At 37.1% G+C, this 20,503-nt stretch carries 18 protein-coding genes and 1 pseudogene; 17 read left to right on the top strand and 2 right to left on the bottom strand.

Translation table 11 applies throughout. The features are described 5' to 3' along the window. Positions 1-76 precede the first annotated feature (76 nt). The 11 genes from nusB (at position 77) to spo0A (ending at position 11,983) form a co-directional block, all read left to right on the top strand. Entirely contained in the window at positions 77-469 is a 393-nt protein-coding gene (gene nusB / locus PSR14_RS21895; RefSeq protein ID WP_000830249.1) for a N utilization substance protein NusB, read from the top strand. 23 nt (positions 470-492) lie between these two features. Continuing rightward, a complete protein-coding gene (gene folD, locus PSR14_RS21890) occupies positions 493-1,353 on the top strand; it encodes a bifunctional methylenetetrahydrofolate dehydrogenase/methenyltetrahydrofolate cyclohydrolase FolD (RefSeq protein ID WP_000226726.1) in 861 nt (286 codons plus the stop codon). 26 nt (positions 1,354-1,379) lie between these two features. Further along, positions 1,380-2,738 carry an exodeoxyribonuclease VII large subunit gene (xseA, locus tag PSR14_RS21885; protein WP_000415266.1) on the top strand — a complete coding sequence of 453 codons (1,359 nt, stop codon included), beginning with the start codon at positions 1,380-1,382 and terminating at the stop codon, positions 2,736-2,738. Next, a complete protein-coding gene (gene xseB, locus PSR14_RS21880; protein WP_000428423.1) occupies positions 2,728-2,958 on the top strand; it encodes an exodeoxyribonuclease VII small subunit in 231 nt (76 codons plus the stop codon). Before xseA ends, xseB begins: the two co-directional genes overlap by 11 nt. Continuing rightward, positions 2,958-3,848 (top strand): (2E,6E)-farnesyl diphosphate synthase, encoded by an 891-nt coding sequence (ispA, locus tag PSR14_RS21875; RefSeq protein WP_000150360.1) that lies wholly within the window; start codon positions 2,958-2,960, stop codon positions 3,846-3,848. The genes xseB and ispA overlap by 1 nt, the downstream gene beginning before the upstream one ends. 302 nt (positions 3,849-4,150) lie before the next feature. Continuing rightward, the gene (gene dxs, locus PSR14_RS21870; protein ID WP_000366458.1) at positions 4,151-6,043 is read left to right on the top strand and encodes a 1-deoxy-D-xylulose-5-phosphate synthase; all 1,893 of its coding nucleotides are present in this window, start codon (positions 4,151-4,153) and stop codon (positions 6,041-6,043) included. 3 nt (positions 6,044-6,046) lie between these two features. Continuing rightward, on the top strand, positions 6,047-6,886 hold the full coding sequence (locus tag PSR14_RS21865) for a TlyA family rRNA (cytidine-2'-O)-methyltransferase (RefSeq protein ID WP_001274742.1): 840 nt from the start codon (positions 6,047-6,049) through the stop codon (positions 6,884-6,886). A gap of 142 nt (positions 6,887-7,028) precedes the next feature. After that, complete coding sequence (gene argR, locus PSR14_RS21860) at positions 7,029-7,478, top strand: arginine repressor ArgR (RefSeq protein ID WP_001032581.1); 450 nt, start codon at positions 7,029-7,031, stop codon at positions 7,476-7,478. 266 nt (positions 7,479-7,744) lie between these two features. Next, positions 7,745-9,484: a DNA repair protein RecN gene (gene recN, locus PSR14_RS21855; RefSeq protein ID WP_000947749.1), complete on the top strand. Its 1,740-nt coding sequence runs from the start codon at positions 7,745-7,747 to the stop codon at positions 9,482-9,484. Between the two features lie 118 nt (positions 9,485-9,602). After that, entirely contained in the window at positions 9,603-10,901 is a 1,299-nt protein-coding gene (gene spoIVB, locus PSR14_RS21850) for a SpoIVB peptidase (RefSeq protein ID WP_098487580.1), read from the top strand. A gap of 287 nt (positions 10,902-11,188) precedes the next feature. Next, complete coding sequence (gene spo0A / locus PSR14_RS21845; RefSeq protein WP_014297988.1) at positions 11,189-11,983, top strand: sporulation transcription factor Spo0A; 795 nt, start codon at positions 11,189-11,191, stop codon at positions 11,981-11,983. Positions 11,984-12,236: 253 nt separating this feature from the next. Here the strand turns inward: spo0A and PSR14_RS21840 are convergent, their stop codons facing one another. Then, positions 12,237-12,383, bottom strand: a complete 147-nt coding sequence (locus PSR14_RS21840) for a YycC family protein (RefSeq protein WP_001247671.1) — start codon at positions 12,381-12,383, stop codon at positions 12,237-12,239. A 50-nt stretch (positions 12,384-12,433) separates the two neighbouring features. Here PSR14_RS21840 and PSR14_RS21835 point away from each other — a divergent pair. After that, positions 12,434-13,162 (top strand): annotated as a pseudogene (locus PSR14_RS21835) (glycerophosphodiester phosphodiesterase). A 49-nt stretch (positions 13,163-13,211) separates the two neighbouring features. Here PSR14_RS21835 and PSR14_RS21830 read toward each other — a convergent pair. Further along, positions 13,212-13,445, bottom strand: a complete 234-nt coding sequence (locus PSR14_RS21830) for a DUF2627 domain-containing protein (RefSeq protein ID WP_001190187.1) — start codon at positions 13,443-13,445, stop codon at positions 13,212-13,214. A 136-nt stretch (positions 13,446-13,581) separates the two neighbouring features. Here PSR14_RS21830 and PSR14_RS21825 point away from each other — a divergent pair, with 136 nt between their 5' ends. The 5 genes from PSR14_RS21825 to lpdA all read left to right on the top strand — a co-directional run bounded on the left by PSR14_RS21825 (position 13,582) and on the right by lpdA (position 20,501). Continuing rightward, on the top strand, positions 13,582-15,654 hold the full coding sequence (locus tag PSR14_RS21825; RefSeq protein WP_000811008.1) for a sigma-54-dependent Fis family transcriptional regulator: 2,073 nt from the start codon (positions 13,582-13,584) through the stop codon (positions 15,652-15,654). A gap of 195 nt (positions 15,655-15,849) precedes the next feature. Beyond that, positions 15,850-16,749: a phosphate butyryltransferase gene (yqiS, locus tag PSR14_RS21820; RefSeq protein ID WP_000763079.1), complete on the top strand. Its 900-nt coding sequence runs from the start codon at positions 15,850-15,852 to the stop codon at positions 16,747-16,749. Between the two features lie 34 nt (positions 16,750-16,783). Then, complete coding sequence (locus PSR14_RS21815) at positions 16,784-17,884, top strand: leucine dehydrogenase (RefSeq protein WP_001162675.1); 1,101 nt, start codon at positions 16,784-16,786, stop codon at positions 17,882-17,884. An 87-nt stretch (positions 17,885-17,971) separates the two neighbouring features. Continuing rightward, positions 17,972-19,075: a butyrate kinase gene (gene buk, locus PSR14_RS21810; protein ID WP_000115774.1), complete on the top strand. Its 1,104-nt coding sequence runs from the start codon at positions 17,972-17,974 to the stop codon at positions 19,073-19,075. A 4-nt stretch (positions 19,076-19,079) separates the two neighbouring features. Beyond that, the gene (lpdA, locus tag PSR14_RS21805) at positions 19,080-20,501 is read left to right on the top strand and encodes a dihydrolipoyl dehydrogenase (RefSeq protein ID WP_001051291.1); all 1,422 of its coding nucleotides are present in this window, start codon (positions 19,080-19,082) and stop codon (positions 20,499-20,501) included. Positions 20,502-20,503 lie beyond the last annotated feature (2 nt).

Below are 20,503 nucleotides of genomic sequence, written 5' to 3'. Positions count from 1 at the left end.
AGTGAATTGACGGCTTATAAATTATAATAATATAACAAAGCATAAGGAAAGACTTGAAGCATAAAGGAGAGTTACAATGAAACGTAGGACGGCTAGAGAAAGAGCTATGCAAGCATTATATCAAATGGATATTACAGGTGAATTAGAACCGAAAGTAGCAGTGGAAAACACGCTAGATGAAGGTGAAGAAACAAATGAGTTTCTAGAATCACTTGTTGTAGGTTTTGTAGAAAATAAAGAAGTAATTGATGAAGCGATTCGTCAAAATTTAAAAAAGTGGAAGCTTGAGCGTATTAGTATTGTTGATCGCAGTATTTTACGTGTAGCTGTGTATGAAATGAAATACATGGAAGAAATTCCACACAACGTAACAATTAACGAGGCAATTGAAATTGCTAAAACATTTGGGGATGAGGAATCTCGTCGTTTTATTAACGGCGTTTTATCTAATATAAAAGATACACTGTAATTTCTTTAAGGGGGAATCTTAAAATGGTAGCAGTAATCATCAAAGGAAATGAAGTTGCGGAGAAAAAACGAGCACAATTAACAGAAGAAGTTGTGAAGTTGAAAGAGCAAGGGATTGTACCAGGATTAGCAGTTATTTTAGTTGGAGAAGATCCAGCATCTCGTTCTTATGTAAAAGGAAAAGAAAAGGGCTGTGAACAAGTAGGAATTTATTCAGAGCTAATTGAATTTCCTGAAACAATTACGGAGGAGCGTTTGCTTGCTGAAATCGATCGCTTAAATGGCGATGACCGCATTAATGGCATATTAGTGCAATTACCTTTACCAAAACATATTGAAGAAAAAGCTATCATTGAAAGAATTTCACCAGAAAAAGATGTAGATGGATTTCACCCAATCAGCGTAGGACGTATGATGACGGGACAAGATACATTCCTTCCATGTACACCGCATGGTATTGTAGAGTTAGTAAAAGAAACAAATCTTGATATCTCAGGAAAACATGTTGTAGTAATTGGAAGAAGTAATATTGTCGGCAAGCCAGTGGGACAATTGTTCTTAAATGAAAATGCAACTGTCACATACTGTCATTCTAAGACGCAAAATATGAAAGAGTTAACGAAATTAGCTGATATTTTAATCGTAGCAGTAGGACGACCTAAAATGGTAACAGCTGATTATATAAAAGAAGGAGCAGTTGTAATCGACGTTGGTGTAAACCGTTTAGAAACAGGGAAACTTTGTGGTGATGTTGACTTTGACAACGTGCTAGATGTTGCAGGTTACATTACACCTGTGCCAAAGGGTGTTGGTCCAATGACGATCACAATGCTTCTTCATAATACTGTTGAATCGGCTAAGCGTGCAGGTGTCGTTTGTAAATAATTTGAGTCGGCTATGAGGAGAGAGAAATGGAGAAACAATATTTAACCGTTACAGCGTTAACACGCTATATAAAAACAAAAATAGAATATGATCCGCATTTACAGTCTGTTTGGTTAAAAGGTGAAATTTCCAACTTTAAAAATCATAGCCGTGGCCACATGTATTTTACATTGAAAGATGAAAATGCAAGAATCGCAGCGGTTATGTTTGCGGGTCATAATCGTAATATTAAATTCAGACCTGAAAATGGGATGAAGGTACTCGTGAAAGGGAAAATCTCTGTTTACGAGGCGAGTGGTTCTTATCAAATTTATATTCAAGACATGCAGCCTGACGGAGTCGGAAACCTGCATTTAGCTTACGAACAATTAAAGGTTCGTTTAGAGGAAGAAGGATTGTTTTCTCAAGTTTATAAAAAAACAATCCCTCCTTATGCGAAAACAATAGGTGTGATTACGTCACCAACAGGAGCAGCGATTCGTGATATTATAACAACGATTAAACGTCGTTATCCAATTGGAAATGTTATTGTGTTTCCAGTACTTGTACAGGGGGAGTCAGCAGCTCCCTCAATTGTACAAGCGATCCGTACAGCGAATGAAATGGAAGGGATAGATGTCCTAATCGTTGGGCGCGGTGGAGGTTCTATTGAGGAATTGTGGGCGTTTAACGAAGAAATGGTTGCAAGAGCTATTTTCAAGAGTGAGATTCCTATTATTTCAGCAGTAGGCCATGAAACAGACTTTACAATTGCGGATTTTGTTGCCGATTTAAGAGCACCAACACCAACTGCAGCGGCTGAGCTGGCAGCGCCTAATATTATCGAGTTACAAGAAAAGGTATTACAAAGAACTCTAAGGTTGCAAAGAGCAATGAGAGAGTTAGTACATAAAAAAGAAGAAAAACTACAAGTATTGCAAAAATCTTATGCGTTCCGTTATCCAAGACAAGTATATGAGCAAAAAGAAGAGCAATTGGATAGAGCGTTAGAACAGCTTGTGTTAGCGAAAGAGCGCTATATTGATAAAAAGGTAAATCAGTTAAAACAGCTTTCATTTTATTTAGAGAAGCACCACCCATCTCAAAAAATTATGCAAACAAAGGTAGCAGTTGAAACATTGCAAAAGCAATTGCAACGTGAAATGCAAACGTTACTCCAAACGAAAGAATTTGCCTTTGTAAGAGCTGCTCAAAAACTTGAAGCGCTAAGTCCGCTTAAAGTAATGATGAGAGGGTACGGGCTTGTATATGATGAAGAGAAGCAAGTGTTAAAAAGTGTGAAAGATGTTAGCCTTGGAGATGCTGTTTCAGTTCAATTACAAGATGGAATATTAGATTGTAGCGTATCAGGAATAGAGGAGCGTGAATTGAATAATGGAAAATAAATTAAGCTTTGAAGAGGCAATTTCGCAACTTGAGCACCTCGTTTCTAAATTAGAGCAAGGTGACGTACCTTTAGAAGAAGCAATTTCTTATTTTAAAGAGGGTATGGAATTATCTAAGCTTTGTGATGAGAAGTTGAAGAACGTACAAGAACAAATGGCAGTTATTCTTGGGGAAGATGGAGAGCTTGAACCGTTTACTGCTTTAGGAGATGAAGCATAGTGACAATTGCTTTTGATACTTTTTTGAAAGAAAGTAAAACTTTCGTAGAAGAGAAGCTTGTAAGCTATGCAAATGAATTACAATGTCCAAATGTACTTCGTGAAGCGATGGCATATTCTTTGGAAGCGGGTGGAAAGCGTCTCCGCCCGTTACTTTTATTTGCAACATTACAAGCGTTTGGTAAAGAAAAAAATCTTGGTGTAGGTGCAGCTTGTGCTCTTGAAATGATACATACATACTCGTTAGTTCATGATGATTTACCTTGTATGGATGATGATGATTTAAGAAGAGGGAAGCCCACAAATCATAAAGTATTTGGTGAAGCGATGGCAGTTTTAGCAGGAGATGGTTTGTTGACATATGCTTTTCAAGTTATTATGGCATATGAACAAAAGGAAATCTCTGCTGAGAAAAAAGTAAGACTTGTACTTGAGCTTGCAAAAGCGGCAGGGCCAGAAGGAATGGTTGGCGGACAAGTAGCAGATATGGAAGCGGAAGGGAAACAGCTTACGATCGATGAGCTAGAGTATATTCATAAGCATAAGACTGGAAAACTACTTGAATTCGCTGTACTTGCAGGGTCGATACTGTCTGATGCGACAGAAGAACAGGAAGAAAAATTACTTGAGTTTGCGAAATATATCGGCCTAGCTTTCCAAATCCGAGATGATATTTTAGATGTGGAAGGAACCGAAGAAGAGATTGGAAAACCGATTGGTAGTGATGTTTCTAACGAAAAGAGCACATATACGACGTTATTTACTGTAGATAGAGCAAAGGATATTTTAGAAGAAACGATTGCAAAAGCAAAAGATGCTATTAGTTCCTTGCAATTACAAGATGAATATTTACTATCTATTTGCGATTTGATTGCAAAACGTAATAACTAATATAACAGCGTTTTCATTTGTTGAGTCATTCATCATTTTATGATATAAATGTAGGAAAAGGTTTTTCTTTTCTTGTTATTGGCAAAAATATATGTAGATTACATTGCCGTTATCACTTCGTGTTAGCGGCTATTTTTTTCATCGCCTAAAGAAATATGGTTTATAATAAGATTAGGGCGCAATAGACTGGTTAATAGCAGGACAAGGTGAAAAATAAAAAAAGAGAATTTCTTGTTTTGTGTAAATGTTTTTTATAATATTTGACATGTTGACAGATTATGAAATGAAAGTGAGTGATCCATGTGGATCTAACGCAAATTCAAAACCCTAGTTTTTTGAAAGAGATGTCTATCAGTGAACTAGAGGGATTGAGTGAGGATATTCGTAAGTTTTTAATTGAAGAGCTCTCTCAAACAGGTGGACATATTGCGCCTAATTTAGGTGTAGTAGAACTCACAATTGCTCTGCATAAATTATTTGATAGTCCGAAAGATAAATTTTTATGGGATGTAGGACATCAATCCTATGTACATAAAATTTTAACTGGACGTGCAAAAGAATTCGGCACATTAAGGCAATATCAAGGTCTATGTGGTTTCCCAAAACGTTGTGAGAGTGAGCACGATGTATGGGAAACTGGCCATAGCTCGACATCATTATCTGCTGCAATGGGAATGGCTCTAGCACGTGATTTAAAGAAAACGAAAGAATATGTTATACCAATCATTGGTGATGGCGCTTTAACGGGCGGAATGGCTTTAGAGGCATTGAACCATATTGGACATGAAAAAACAGACATGATTGTTATTTTGAATGATAATGAAATGTCAATTGCGCCAAACGTTGGTGCACTTCATAATGTGCTTGGACGTCTACGTACCGCAGGAAAATACCATTGGGTAAAAGATGAGCTAGAGTATATTTTGAAGAAAATCCCAGCTGTCGGTGGGAAAGTTGCTGCGACAGCAGAGAAAATAAAAGATAGTCTTAAATATTTACTAGTATCTGGTGTCTTTTTCGAAGAGTTAGGCTTTACATATTTAGGTCCAGTCGATGGACATGATTATGAAAAGTTATTCGAAACGTTGCAATATGCAAAGAAAACAAAAGGCCCAGTGCTTGTTCATGTTATTACGAAAAAAGGAAAAGGTTACAAACCAGCTGAGAGTGATGTTATTGGCACTTGGCATGGAACAGGACCTTATAAAATTGAATCAGGTGACTTCGTTAAACCGAAAGAAGTTGCACCAGCATGGAGTGCTGTTGTTAGTGAAACAGTACTTAAGTTAGCGAGAACGGATGAGCGTATCGTTGCAATTACACCTGCAATGCCTGTTGGATCGAAACTTGAGAAATTCCAAAAAGAATTCCCGGATCGTATGATTGATGTAGGTATTGCAGAACAGCATGCTACAACAATGGCAGCGGGTATGGCAACGCAAGGTATGAAACCATTCTTAGCGATTTATTCAACATTTTTACAAAGAGCTTATGACCAAGTTGTTCATGATATATGCCGCCAAAATTTAAATGTTTTCATCGGAATTGATCGCTCTGGTTTAGTAGGAGCAGATGGTGAAACGCATCAAGGTGTATTTGATATCTCATTCTTACGCCACTTGCCGAATATGGTACTTATGATGCCAAAAGATGAAAATGAAGGGCAACATTTAGTATACACGGCGATGCAATATGAAGATGGACCAATCGCATTACGTTATGCGCGAGGTAATGGACTTGGCGTTCATATGGATGAAGAATTAAAGGCGATTCCAATCGGTTCATGGGAAACGTTAAAAGAAGGTACACAAGCAGCTATTTTAACATTTGGTACGACAATACCAATGGCAATGGAAGCGGCTGAGCGTCTTGAAAAGGCTGGTATTTCAGTGAAAGTAGTGAACGCTCGCTTCATTAAACCAATGGATGAAGCATATTTACATGATCTCTTAGGAAAAAATATACCAATTTTAACGATTGAAGAAGCTTGCTTAATTGGTGGTTTTGGAACAGGAGTAGTTGAATTTGCGTCTGAGAACGGGTACCATAGTGCGTTAGTTGAACGAATGGGTATTCCAGATCGTTTCATAGAACACGGTAGTGTAACAAAATTATTAGAAGAAATCGGTTTAACGACAGATGCTGTTGTAGACCGTATTCATACAATGATTCCATCAAAACAAAAAAGGGCGTAACAAATGAGTGCGAAAAAAGAAAGAGTAGATGTACTATTAGTAGAGCGAGGGCTTATAGAAACACGTGAGAAAGCAAAACGCGCCATTATGGCCGGCCTTGTATATGCGAATGAGATGAGATTGGATAAGCCAGGGGAGAAAATCCCACAAGATACAGAGATTACGGTGAAGGGGCAAGTTATGCCGTATGTAAGCCGTGGTGGTTATAAACTTGAAAAGGCATTAGAGACATTTCATCTTGATTTACAAGATAAAGTTATGATAGATATTGGTTCATCAACTGGTGGCTTTACCGATTGCGCGCTTCAAAATGGAGCGAAATTATCTTATGCATTAGATGTAGGGTACAATCAACTTGCTTGGAAATTGCGTCAAGATGAGCGTGTTGTCGTAATGGAACGAACGAACTTCCGTTACGTAACACCAGCAGACTTAGAACGTGGTTTACCGCAATTTGCTAGTATCGATGTTTCGTTTATATCATTAAAACTTATATTGCCAGTTTTAAAAACAATGCTTATGCCGAACGGGGATGTAGCAGCGTTAATTAAACCGCAGTTTGAAGCTGGAAGAGAGCAAGTTGGTAAAAAGGGTATCGTTCGCGATCGAAAAGTACATGAGGCTGTCGTAGAAATGATTGTCGACTTTGCTATAAAAGAAGGATACGACGTAGAAGGCTTAACATTCTCACCAATTACGGGCGGGGATGGTAATATTGAATTTTTAATTCATCTGAAATGGCATGGTGAACGTGAGAATGGCGAAAATCATTCTCCAGTTTCTGTTGAGCAAGTAGTTACAGAGGCACATGATGTCCTAAAACAAAAAGGGAAAGGGGAATAACATATGTTGTTCCTCTTTTTGTTGTAATTGTATAATGATTGTAAAAACAATTGTGTACAAGTAACGAATTATAAGTTAACATAAATAAGTGAAGTATACCAATGTTTAAACTATGGTAAGAGATAGTGTGAGGTGCAAATGTATGAATAAAGGTCAGCGCCATATTAAAATCAGGGAAATTATTGCGAACAAAGAAATTGAAACACAAGATGAATTAGTTGATATTTTACGTAATGAGGGATTTAATGTAACGCAAGCAACAGTATCGCGCGATATTAAAGAATTGCACTTAGTGAAAGTGCCATTACATGATGGTCGCTATAAATATAGTTTGCCAGCAGATCAACGATTTAACCCGTTACAAAAATTAAAACGTAATCTAGTGGATTCATTTGTAAAATTAGACACGGCAGGACATATGCTTGTGCTAAAAACATTGCCTGGTAACGCTCATTCACTTGGAGCACTTATTGATCATTTAGAGTGGGATGAGATCATCGGAACCATTTGTGGTGATGACACTTGCTTAATTATTTGCCGTACACCTGAAGATACAGGTGTTGTCTCTGATCGTTTCTTAAATATGCTGTAATAAAAAATCTTGTTTGCTTTCCTCTGTAAAGTGGAAAGTGAACAGGATATTTTTATTGGTTAAAAACGTGAATTCTTAATTGTAATATAATATTTTCTTTGAATAAAATTAGGAAATAGGTGGATTGACCCGTAAAACAAATGTTTGGTACAATGGAGCGGTTAGAAAAGTAATTTATACATACAAACATATAGTATGACTATTTGAATAAAGAACTGAGAAAAGCCCTTCATAGGGGATTAGTTTATAACGAGGTGAATGGGGCATTGTTATCGGAATTATCGATTAGAAACTTTGCTATTATTGAGGCATTAAATATTTCTTTTCAAAAAGGATTAACGGTTTTAAGTGGTGAAACAGGGGCCGGAAAATCGATTATTATTGATGCGATTAGTTTACTTGTAGGTGGCCGTGGTTCAGCAGAATTTGTTCGATACGGAACAGAAAAAGCTGAGATAGAGGGGCTATTTTATGTGGAAGATGATAAGCATCCATGTATTGAAAAAGCAGAAGAGTTGGATATAGAAATAGAAGACGGCATGATTATTTTGAAGCGTGATATCGCTGCAAACGGAAAAAGTGTATGTCGTGTAAATGGAAAACTAGTTACCCTTAGTGTATTAAAAGAAATTGGAAAAACACTTGTTGATATTCATGGACAACACGAAACGCAAGACTTAATGAATGAAGAACGTCATCTATTTATGCTCGATCATTTTGATGGAGAGCGTATCGTTAAACAATTAGATATATACCAAAACGTATATGCTGACTATGAGAAATTAAAAAAACAGTTGAAATCGTTAAGTGAAAATGAACAACAAATGGCACATCGTTTAGATTTAATTCAATTTCAGCATGAAGAAATCCGTAAAGCGGATTTAAAGATAGATGAAGAAAATGACTTAACTGAAGAACGATTGCAAATTTCTAATTTCGAAAAAATTTACAAAGCATTAGGGGATGCGTATCGCTCGTTAAGTGCTGACGGACAAGGGTTAGATAATGTACGAAGCGCAATGGGACAAATGGAGAGTATTACACATTTAGATGAAGTGTATCAAGAAAATCATGATTCCATTGCCAATAGTTATTATTTATTAGAAGAAGTTGCCTATCAACTAAGAGAAAAGCTCGATATGATGGAATATGATCCGAATCGCTTAGATGAAATTGAAACGCGTTTAAATGAAATTCGTATGCTAAAGAGAAAATATGGAAATACTGTAGAAGAGATTTTAGCGTATGCTGATAAAATTGAACAAGAAATTTTTACGATTGAAAATAAAGACGTTCATATTGAAACGACGAAGAAACAGTTGAAGGAATTAGAAAGTGTTATTCTGAAAGAAGCAACGTTGTTAAGTAATATGCGTCATGAACTTGCAGAACATCTTACAAATGCCATTCATCAGGAATTAAAAGAATTATATATGGAAAAAACAAAATTTGAAGTGAGAATTATGAAGCGAGAAGGAAATGCAGAAGAGCCTCTCGTGGAGGGAGCACCGGTAAGACTTACAGCGGATGGTTACGATCATGTGGAATTTTATATTTCAACAAATCCGGGTGAGCCGCTAAAACCACTTTCAAAGGTTGCTTCTGGCGGAGAGTTATCCCGTATTATTTTAGCTTTAAAAAGCATTTTTTCTAAGCATCAAGGTGTTGCATCTGTTATTTTTGATGAAGTGGATACTGGTGTAAGTGGCCGGGTCGCACAGGCTATTGCGGAAAAGATTTATCGAGTATCAGTAAACTCACAAGTACTTTGTATTACGCACTTACCTCAAGTAGCTTCAATGGCGGATTCGCATTTATTTATTCGAAAACAAGTAGCAAATGATCGAACAATTACATCAGTTACCGTTTTAACTATGGAGGATAAAGTAACAGAAATAGCTCGAATGATTTCTGGTGTGGAAATTACAGATTTAACGACAGAACATGCGAAAGAATTACTTACGCAAGCGCATCATTTTAAACAGACAGCAGAGGCTATCCAGTAATGGATAGCTTTTTTTCTCAAATGATGATTTCTTAATTCTTCCGGTTATAAATAAAGCATTGCAAGGAGAGATTAAAAAGTGAAGCCAAAAGGCTGAATGTGGGGTAGGAGCGAGGAGAGTGAACAAATTGAAATTAGAAAGATTTCGCAAAATAATAGGTATTTTTCTCCTTGTTTCTTTAGTTTTTATTGGGTGTTTTAAACCGCTTCGGACGTTTATTTCATCTCCGAAGCAACTTGTTGTTTTTGAAGGACAACAATCAGAAATAGCTTCATTACCAGTATTTAAAGCTTCATCTACAGATCGTCATGTGTTTACAGTAAGTTCAAATGAACAAAAACAAGGACTTATGGTAAATTCTCATCAAAATGGTGAAGCAGATATGGTGTTTCAGCTTGCTGGTTTTCCAGTGAAAAAAGTAAATGTGAGAGTATTAAAAGATTTCAAAGTTATTCCAGGTGGACAATCAATTGGTGTAAAGTTAAACACAAAAGGGGTACTTGTTATAGGCCATCATTTAATTCAAACTGAAAAAGGGAAAGTATCTCCTGGTGAAACAGCTGGTGTGCAAATTGGAGATATGATTACTGAAATTAATGGTAAAACAATTGAAAGAATGAGTGATGTAGCACCATTTATTCATAATAGTGGGGAAACAGGCGAACCGCTTAATCTCGTTTTGCTAAGGGATGGAAAGCATATCCGCACTAAATTAACACCACAAAAAGACAGTGGAGAATCGTCTTATCGCATTGGTTTATATATTCGTGATTCGGCAGCTGGAATCGGAACAATGACATTTGTTCATCCTGATTCTATGAAATATGGGGCACTTGGTCATGTTATTTCTGATAATGATACGAAAAAGCCGATTCAAGTCGAAGATGGACAAATTATGCGTTCGACAGTTACATCAATTGAAAGAGGTAGTCATGGGAATCCAGGGGAGAAATTAGCGAGGTTCTCACCTGATCGTGAAGTGATTGGCAATATTACAATAAATAGTCCATTTGGTATTTTTGGCAAATTGAATACAAATATGACAAATGGCGTAATGGATAAAGCAATGCCTATTGCACTATCTCATCAAGTAAAAGAAGGACCAGCAAAAATATTAACGGTTATTGATCAAGATAAAGTGGAAGCGTTTGATATTGAAGTTGTGAGTACAGTACCGCAAAAGTTTCCGGCAACAAAAGGCATGGTAATAAAAGTAACAGACAAACGTTTATTAGCGAAAACAGGTGGTATCGTACAGGGGATGAGCGGAAGTCCAATTGTACAAAATGGAAAGGTAATTGGCGCTGTTACACATGTATTTGTAAATGATCCAACATCCGGGTATGGTGTTCATATTGAATGGATGTTACATGAGGCTGGAATTAACATTTATGATCAAGAAAGAAAAGCGAGCTAATTAATAATTAGCTCGCTTTTCTATTGAAAAATTCGTTGAAATTTTGTAAAAGCTCCGCAAGAGGTGTTTTTTGTTGTAAAATAAAAGGAAAGGGTTGAACGTTTCGTTGTTTTTCTATGATGGAATGTGTTGCGAAAAGGAATAAATAAACGATAAACATATTTTTTTGTGATTTTATCGGAAAGTAACAAACTTTAAAAGGGAATTTTCACACAATTGTCGAACAATTCATGTAGCCTAGAAGGATACACATGTCGGAGAATCGATTCGGTAAGGGAGGAAAAGCTGTGGAGAAAATTAAAGTATGTCTTGTGGATGATAATAAAGAATTAGTATCAATGCTAGAGAGTTATGTAGCTGCTCAAGAGGATATGGAAGTAATTGGTACTGCTTATAATGGTCAAGAGTGTTTAAATTTATTAAAAGATAAGCAGCCGGATGTACTTGTATTAGATATTATTATGCCACATTTAGATGGGTTAGCTGTACTAGAGAAAATGCGCCATATTGAAAGGTTAAGACAGCCTAGCGTAATTATGTTGACAGCGTTTGGACAAGAAGATGTGACGAAAAAAGCAGTTGACTTAGGTGCGTCATATTTCATATTAAAACCATTTGATATGGAGAATTTAACGAGTCATATTCGTCAAGTGAGCGGTAAAGCGAACGCTACTATTAAACGTCCACTGCCATCTTTCCGATCAGCAACAACAGTAGATGGAAAACCGAAAAACTTAGATGCAAGCATTACGAGTATCATTCATGAAATTGGTGTGCCTGCTCATATTAAAGGGTACATGTACTTAAGGGAAGCAATTTCTATGGTGTACAATGACATCGAATTACTGGGATCTATTACGAAAGTATTGTATCCAGATATCGCGAAGAAATATAATACAACAGCAAGTCGTGTCGAGCGTGCAATCCGTCACGCAATTGAAGTAGCATGGAGTCGTGGGAATATCGATTCTATTTCGTCCTTATTCGGTTATACAGTATCTATGTCAAAAGCAAAACCTACGAACTCTGAGTTCATCGCAATGGTTGCGGATAAGTTGAGACTTGAACATAAGGCTAGCTGAGAATAGAAGAAGTAAGGAATTTAAGTTTTAATAAAGCTTAATAATTCTTGAAATGTATACTCGATAGTAAATTTAAAACCAATGAACTTTTTAATTAATGACCAATGAATGTTAGAATTCGTTGGTCTTTTTATTGTACATGTTCGAAGTGAAGGTTAAATTGAATCATGGTATATCCAATGAGGGATTTTAGCAAGGAAGCCATCCATGATATAATAGAAAATAATAAAAAGTCCTGCGAAACAGGACTGTATTATTCTTCGTCTTTATTTTGTTTTTCTAATTCAACTAACTTTTGAATTAAAATGTGCTGCGGCATATGCATAAGTTGTTCAAGTGGAACACCTAATGCTTTTGATAGGCGGACTGCAGTGTCTGGAGAAATTTGTAATGGTCTCATAGAAGTACCTCCTTTTTCGTATAGTATAGCATAAGATTGGGGGAGTGAGGATGACTCTTATATTTGCGCATCGTGGTGCAGCGGGAACGTACCCAGAAAATACGATGATTTCATTTGAAGCAGCTGAATCTTTTAAGGCAGATGGAATTGAGCTGGATGTTCAATTAACGAAAGACGGAAAGGTTGTCGTCATTCATGATGAAACAGTGAATCGGACAACGAATGGAAAAGGTGCGGTTCGAAATTATGTATATGAGGATTTATGTAAATTAGATGCGAGTTATAAATTTGGTGATAAAGTAGGATTTTGTAAAATACCTCTTTTAGAAGAGGTGTTAAAATGGATTGAAAAAACATAGTTGTTACTTAATATTGAACTTAAAAATAATAAAATTCCATACAGAGGTTTAGAAGAAGAAGTTATAACGCTTGTACGGAAATTTAATCTAGAAGATCGTGTTATATTTTCTTCATTTAATCATTACAGTATGAAAAGGTGTCATATGATGGCTCCAGATATTCAAACAGCGATTTTATATCGCGAAGGTTTGCATAGTCCGTGGGCATATGCAAAAAAAATGGGGGCTACAGCAGTGCATCCTAATTATCGTTATCTTCAAGATGCTGTTGCCGAACTAACGATGGAAAGTGATGTAGAGGTTCGGCCCTATACAATTAATGAAGAAACACTTATGCGTAAATATTTTGATATGAATATTTCGGCGATTATTACGGATTATCCTGAAACGGCAAGAACATTATTGCCAATAAAAAAATGAGACCGCTTGTAACGGTCTCATTTTTTTATTTGTAAATAGTAGGGCTTTCCTATCTTCGAAAGCGAGCTTGTACTTTATTTCGTTTACGATCTCGGTGTAAGACGAAACCACCAAAGATATAAAATCCGAGCGCGAAGCAGAGAGCCCCGATTAAAAATTGTAACCATAGTATAGAGAGTGGAGGAAATAAAATCCCGAATACGGTATCTCTCATTAACTTAATGCCAAACACAGCTAATGAAATAGGGATGAGTGCTAATAATAGAGCAAGGTAACGCTGCATATAAACGCTCCTTTTCAGATTATTTTGTTTATTTTAATGATGTTATATGAAAAGGGGGTTTGTCAAGAGGGGGCTGAACGAGTAAGATAAGGGTGTGAAAAATTTTGCAGAGATACTCCGAGAGGAAGTGTAATATATGAAACAAAAAGTTTTAATTGTTGGTGCAGGTGAAGGTGGTAGTACACTGCTGCGTCTGTTACAGAGTTCGAATATATTTCAAATTATAGGGATTATTGATATAAATCCGATAGCAAAAGGGTTACAGATGGCAAAGGAATACGGGATTGCAATTGGAGAGAGTGTGACTCCGTTTCTTTCTATGCACATTGATGTAATGTTTGATATGACAGGTGACGATGATTTACATAAAGATTTATTAAAGAAAAAGCATAAAGATACTCTTCTTATACCAGGTGATATTGCAAAAATTGTTACGAGATTAGCACATGAGAAGGAAAATTTAATTGGAAAGTTAGAAGAGCAGACGCAGCAAGGCGATTTAATTTTAAACTCTACGCATGACGGTATGATAGTGATTGATCAAGAAGGACAAGTTCGCCTATTCAATAAAAGTGCAGAACGTATTATCGGATATAAAAAAGAAGATGCGGTAGGGAAATATATTTTAGAAGTTATTCCGACTAGTAAGTTGCTTCGTATTATACGTACGAAACAAATAGAAGTAAATTATGAACTGACGCTTGAGAATGGAAAGAAAATTATTACAACCCGTATTCCAATATTAAAAGAGGGAGGAGAAGTGCAAGGGGCATTTGCGATTTTTAAAGATATAACAGAGGTTGTAGATCTTGCGGAAGAAGTTACAGATTTAAAGGAGATTCAAACGTTACTTGAGGCGATTATTAACTCGTCTGAGGAAGCCATTTCGGTCGTGGATGAAAAAGGTCGAGGGTTAGTAATTAACCCTGCATATACGAAATTAACAGGTTTAACAGAAGAGGACATTATTGGAAAGCCAGCTACAACTGATATTGTAGAAGGTGAAAGTATGCATATGAAAGTACTTCGAACGCGTAGGGCGGTACGAGGCATACATATGAAAATCGGACAAAAAAAGCGAGATGTAATTGTAAACGTAGCACCAGTTATTGTGGATGGAATATTGAAAGGGAGCGTCGGTGTAATTCGCGACGTATCAGAAATTCAAAAATTAACAAATGAACTGAATAGAGCAAGGCAAATTATTCGAACGTTAGAAGCGAAATATTCATTTGATGACATTGTCGGAAATTCAGATGAAACAACGGCTGCTATTGAACAGGCGAAACTGGGGGCGAATACACCAGCAACAGTGTTGTTACGCGGGGAGTCAGGGACAGGTAAAGAATTGTTTGCGCATGCTATCCATAATGGAAGTAATCGGAAATATAATAAGTTTGTTCGTGTAAATTGTGCAGCTATTTCGGAGACGTTGTTAGAAAGTGAATTGTTTGGTTATGAGGAAGGGGCGTTTTCTGGCGCGAAAAGAGGGGGAAAACGTGGATTCTTTGAGGAAGCGAATAACGGCAGCATCTTTTTAGATGAAATAGGGGAACTATCTGCAAATACGCAAGCGAAACTCCTTCGTGTTTTGCAAGAGAAAGAAATTGTAAAAGTTGGTGGAACGAAAGCGATCCCTATCAATGTCAGAGTAATTGCAGCGACGCACGTGAATTTAGAAAAAGCCATTCTAGAAGGGAAGTTTAGGGAGGATTTATATTATCGATTAAATAAAATTCCAATTCAAATCCCATCTCTTCGTCAGCGTAAAGGGGATATACCGGCAATCGCAGACAGATTAATTCAAAAAATCAACCAAGATTATGGCCGAAATATAGAGGGGCTCACTAATTCTGCTATTTCATATTTACAATCATATGAATGGCCAGGGAATGTGAGGGAACTTGAAAATATTTTGGGGAGAGCTATTATCTTTATGAATTATAACGAGACCTATATTGATGTACAACATTTACCGCCATTACATAACGAAGAGCAAGTGGAGTCAAAACAAGCTCATTTATTGCCTGAGTTAGAAGAAAAGCCACTTGAGCATTTAGTGACGGAGTTTGAAGGGAATATCATTCATGAATATTTAGAGAGATTTGGTGGAAATAAAACACAAACAGCAAGAGCGTTAGGAATTTCGGTTCGAAATTTATATTACAAGCTAGAAAAGTATGAGTGTGCAAAAAATAGCATGCAATAAATTGCGTACCGTGCAATTTATTGCATGGTATACAAAAAGCGACAAAATAAGACAGAATCTTTTGTTATTTTCCAAAGTATTGATTTTACTGTGTTTTGAATGCGTTTTCATTATTGGTAAGACCACTTTTGAAAGTTGGCACGGTATTTGCTTAATAAAAAGACGAGGGACGACGGAAAGGGTTGATTACAAAATATGAAGTTAGAACACTTAATTGATCAAGCGGCAGGCCAGCCTAAAAAAACTGTGGCTGTAGCAGTAGCTGAAGATCATGAAGTAATTGAAGCTGTAGCGAAAGCAATTACATTACAGCTAGCTCAATTTCGTCTATATGGAAATCAAGAAAAAATAATGGGGATGCTACAAGAACATAGTTTACAAACTTCAGAACATATTGAAGTGATTGCAACACAGTCAAGTGCTGAGGCTGCAGAACTTTCTGTTAAAGCTGTAAGAAATGGCGAAGCAGATGTGCTTATGAAGGGGAACATCCCAACAGCAAATATTTTGAAGGCTGTATTAAATAAAGAGTGGGGACTTCGTAAAGGTAGCGTACTTTCACACGTTGCAGCATTTGAAGTTCCAAACTACAATCGTCTCATTTTTGTTACAGATGCAGCGATGAACATTGCACCTGATGTAACACAAAAAGCTGCTATTATACAAAATACTGTAGAAGTTGCCCGGGCAATAGGAATTGATTTGCCGAAGGTAGCACCAATTGCAGCGGTAGAGGTTGTGAATCCTGCGATGCAAGCGACAATTGATGCAGCGATGTTAACTCAAATGAATCGCCGCGGACAAATTAAAAATTGTGTCGTTGATGGACCACTTGCTTTAGATAATGCAGTATCACAAATTGCAGCAGAACATAAAGGCATAGTAAGTGATGTAGCAGGTAAGGCAGACATTTTACTCGTCCCAACAATTGAAGCTGGAAATGTACTATATAAATCACTCGTATACTTTGCGGATGCAAAAGTAGGAGCAATGATTGCTGGCGCAAAAGCACCGATTGTTTTAACATCTCGTGCTGATTCAGCAGAAACAAAAGTATATTCATTAGCATTGGCAGTTGCCACTGCTTCAAAATAAACCAAATAGGGTAAAACATTAGGGGGAAACGACAATGGCATTAGAAATCTTCGAATACTTAGAAAAATATGATTATGAGCAAGTAGTATTTTGTCAAGATAAAGAATCAGGTTTAAAAGCAATCATTGCAATTCATGATACAACACTTGGACCTGCTCTTGGTGGAACAAGAATGTGGACATATGATTCTGAAGAAGCGGCGATTGAAGATGCATTGCGTCTTGCAAAAGGGATGACATACAAAAACGCAGCAGCTGGTTTAAACTTAGGTGGTGCGAAAACAGTAATTATCGGTGATCCACGTAAAGATAAGAGCGAAGCAATGTTCCGTGCATTAGGTCGTTATATTCAAGGACTAAACGGACGTTACATTACAGCTGAAGATGTTGGTACAACAGTAGATGATATGGATATTATCCACGAAGAAACTGACTTTGTAACAGGTATTTCACCATCATTCGGTTCTTCTGGTAACCCATCTCCAGTAACTGCATACGGTGTTTATCGTGGTATGAAAGCTGCTGCGAAAGAGGCTTTCGGTACTGATAATTTAGAAGGAAAAGTAATTGCTGTTCAAGGTGTTGGTAACGTAGCATATCACCTATGCAAACATTTACACGCTGAAGGCGCAAAACTAATCGTTACAGATATTAATAAAGAAGCTGTACAACGTGCAGTAGAAGAATTCGGTGCAACAGCAGTTGAGCCAAATGAAATTTACGGTGTTGAATGTGATATTTACGCACCATGTGCATTAGGCGCAACAGTTAATGACGAAACTATTCCACAACTTAAAGCAAAAGTAATTGCAGGTTCTGCAAATAACCAATTAAAAGAAGATCGTCACGGCGACATCATTCATGAAATGGGTATTGTATACGCACCAGACTATGTAATTAATGCGGGTGGCGTAATTAACGTAGCAGACGAGTTATATGGATACAATAGAGAACGCGCATTAAAACGCGTAGAATCAATTTATGACACAATTGCAAAAGTAATCGAAATTTCAAAACGCGATGGCATTGCAACTTATGTAGCAGCTGATCGTCTAGCTGAAGAGCGCATTGCAAGCTTGAAAAACTCTCGTAGCACATACTTACGCAACGGTCACGACATTATTAGCCGTCGCTAATCATTCATATATTACTTTTACAAAAGGTGTGGTTACCTCTTATGAGGTTTCCACCTCCTTTTGAATTTATTAGTGGAGGTAGCAACAGTGTCTGTAAATCGAATTCTTGTTATTAATCCGGGTAGTACATCCACAAAAATTGGTGTTTTTGATAATGAAAGACCCGTTTTAGAAGAAACTATTCGTCATGACGAAGAACAGATTGGAAAATATAAGCGAATTATCGACCAATATGAGTTTCGGAAAGAAACGATCTTAGAAGTTCTACATTCTCACGGTATTAACATTTCAAAATTAAACGCAGTTTGTGGCCGTGGGGGATTACTTCGTCCAATCGAAGGCGGAACATACACAGTAAACGATGCGATGTTAGAAGATTTAAAAAATGGTTTTAGCGGTCATCACGCTTCAAACCTTGGGGGCATTTTAGCATATGAAATAGCTTCTGGATTAAATATTCCGGCATTCATTGTAGACCCTGTCGTTGTAGATGAAATGGAGCCTATTGCTCGTATAAGTGGTATTGCTGGTATGGAACGCAAAAGTATTTTCCATGCATTAAATCAAAAAGCAGTTGCTCGTAAAGTAGCTGAACAGTTAAATCACAAATATGAGGATTTAAATTTATTAGTTACACATATGGGCGGAGGTATTACAGTTGGTGCTCATAAAAAAGGAAGAGTAATCGATGTAAATAACGGTTTAAACGGAGAAGGCCCATTTAGTCCAGAGCGCGCTGGTACAGTACCAGTAGGGCAACTAGTAGAAATGTGTTTCTCTGGTGAGTATTACCGAGATGAAATGATTAAAAAACTTGTCGGACAAGGTGGACTTGTAAGTCTTATCGGTACAAATGATGCGATTAAAGTAGAACAAATGGTTGAAAAAGGTGATCCTGAAGCAACTCTTATTTATAAAGCTATGGCATATCAAGTTGCAAAAGAGATTGGCGGAGCTAGCGCTGTACTTCACGGGAAAATCGATGCAATCGTATTAACTGGTGGACTTGCTTACAGTAAAATCCTTGTTGATGAAATAAAAGAACGAGTAGACTGGATTGCAGATGTTATCGTACATCCAGGAGAAGATGAATTACAAGCATTAGCAGAAGGGGCACTTCGTGTACTACGTGAAGAAGAAGCTCCAAAAGAATATATTGTACGTGAAAAAGAAACGGTAGCTAGGGGTTGAGATAATGGCAAAAGAATATGATTTAGTCATCGTTGGCGGCGGTACTGGTGGATATGTTGCTGCAATTCGTGCATCACAACTAGGGTTAAAAACTGCACTTGTTGAAAAAGAAAATCTTGGTGGTACTTGTTTACACAAAGGATGTATTCCTAGTAAAGCCCTTTTACGTAGTGCGGAAGTATACGCAACTGCTAAAAAAAGCGAAGAGTTCGGAGTTATTGCAAGTAATGTAGAACTAAACTTTGCGAAAGTACAAGAGCGTAAAGAGAAGATTGTAACGCAACTTCATAAAGGTGTTCAGCACTTAATGAAACAAGGTAAAATTGATGTGTTTGAAGGTATTGGCCGTATTCTTGGCCCATCTATTTTCTCTCCGATGCCAGGGACAATTTCAGTTGAACTTGCAAGTGGAGAAGAGAATGAAATGTTAATTCCAAAAAATGTACTTATTGCAACAGGTTCTCGTCCGAATTCATTACCAGGTTTAGAATTAGACGGAGAGTATGTAATGTCTTCTGATCATGCCCTAAAAATGGAAACGCTTCCTAGCTCGATTATTATCGTTGGTGGCGGTGTAATTGGTATTGAGTGGGCATCTATGCTTGCTGACTTCGGTGTAGAAGTTACAGTATTAGAGTATGCGAAAACGATACTACCACTAGAAGACCAAGACGTTTCAAAAGAAATGCAACGTCTATTCAAGAAAAAAGGTATTAAAGTGGTAACTGGTGCAAAAGTATTACCAGAAACATTGGTAAAAGATAATGGAGTAACAATTCAAGCTGAACATAACGGTGAGAATAAAGAATTTAAAGCAGAAAAAATGCTTGTATCTGTAGGACGACAAGCCAATACGCAAAATATTGGTTTAGAGAATACGGATATCGTTGTGGAAAAAGGATACATTCAAACAAATGAGTTTTATCAAACGAAAGAATCTCATATTTACGCAATCGGTGATGTAATTGGTGGCTTACAGCTTGCTCACGTTGCTTCTCATGAAGGAATTGTTGCAGTAGAACATATTGCTGGTAAAGAAGTTACACCAATTGATTATTCTATGGTATCAAAATGCGTATATAGCAGTCCGGAAGTTGCTTCTGTCGGTTTAACAGAACAAGAAGCGAAAGAAAAAGGCTATAAGCTAAAAGTAGGTAAGTTCTCATTCCGTGCAATCGGAAAAGCGCTTGTATACGGCGAATCAGATGGTTTCGTAAAACTTGTAGTTGATGAAGAAACAAATGATATTCTCGGTGTTCATATGATTGGACCGCATGTAACAGATATGATTTCTGAAGCGGGTCTTGCAAGAGTACTTGATGCAACACCTTGGGAAGTAGCACATACAATTCATCCGCATCCATCATTATCTGAGGCGATTGGTGAAGCAGCATTAGCTGTAGATGGAAAAGCGTTACACGCATAAAA

This window comes from Bacillus sp. A01H (assembly GCF_045277205.1).
Lineage (GTDB): Bacteria > Bacillota > Bacilli > Bacillales > Bacillaceae_G > Bacillus_A > Bacillus_A paranthracis.
The sequence above is the reverse complement of the archived record's forward strand: the minus strand, read 5'-3'. Positions and strand labels throughout refer to the sequence as shown.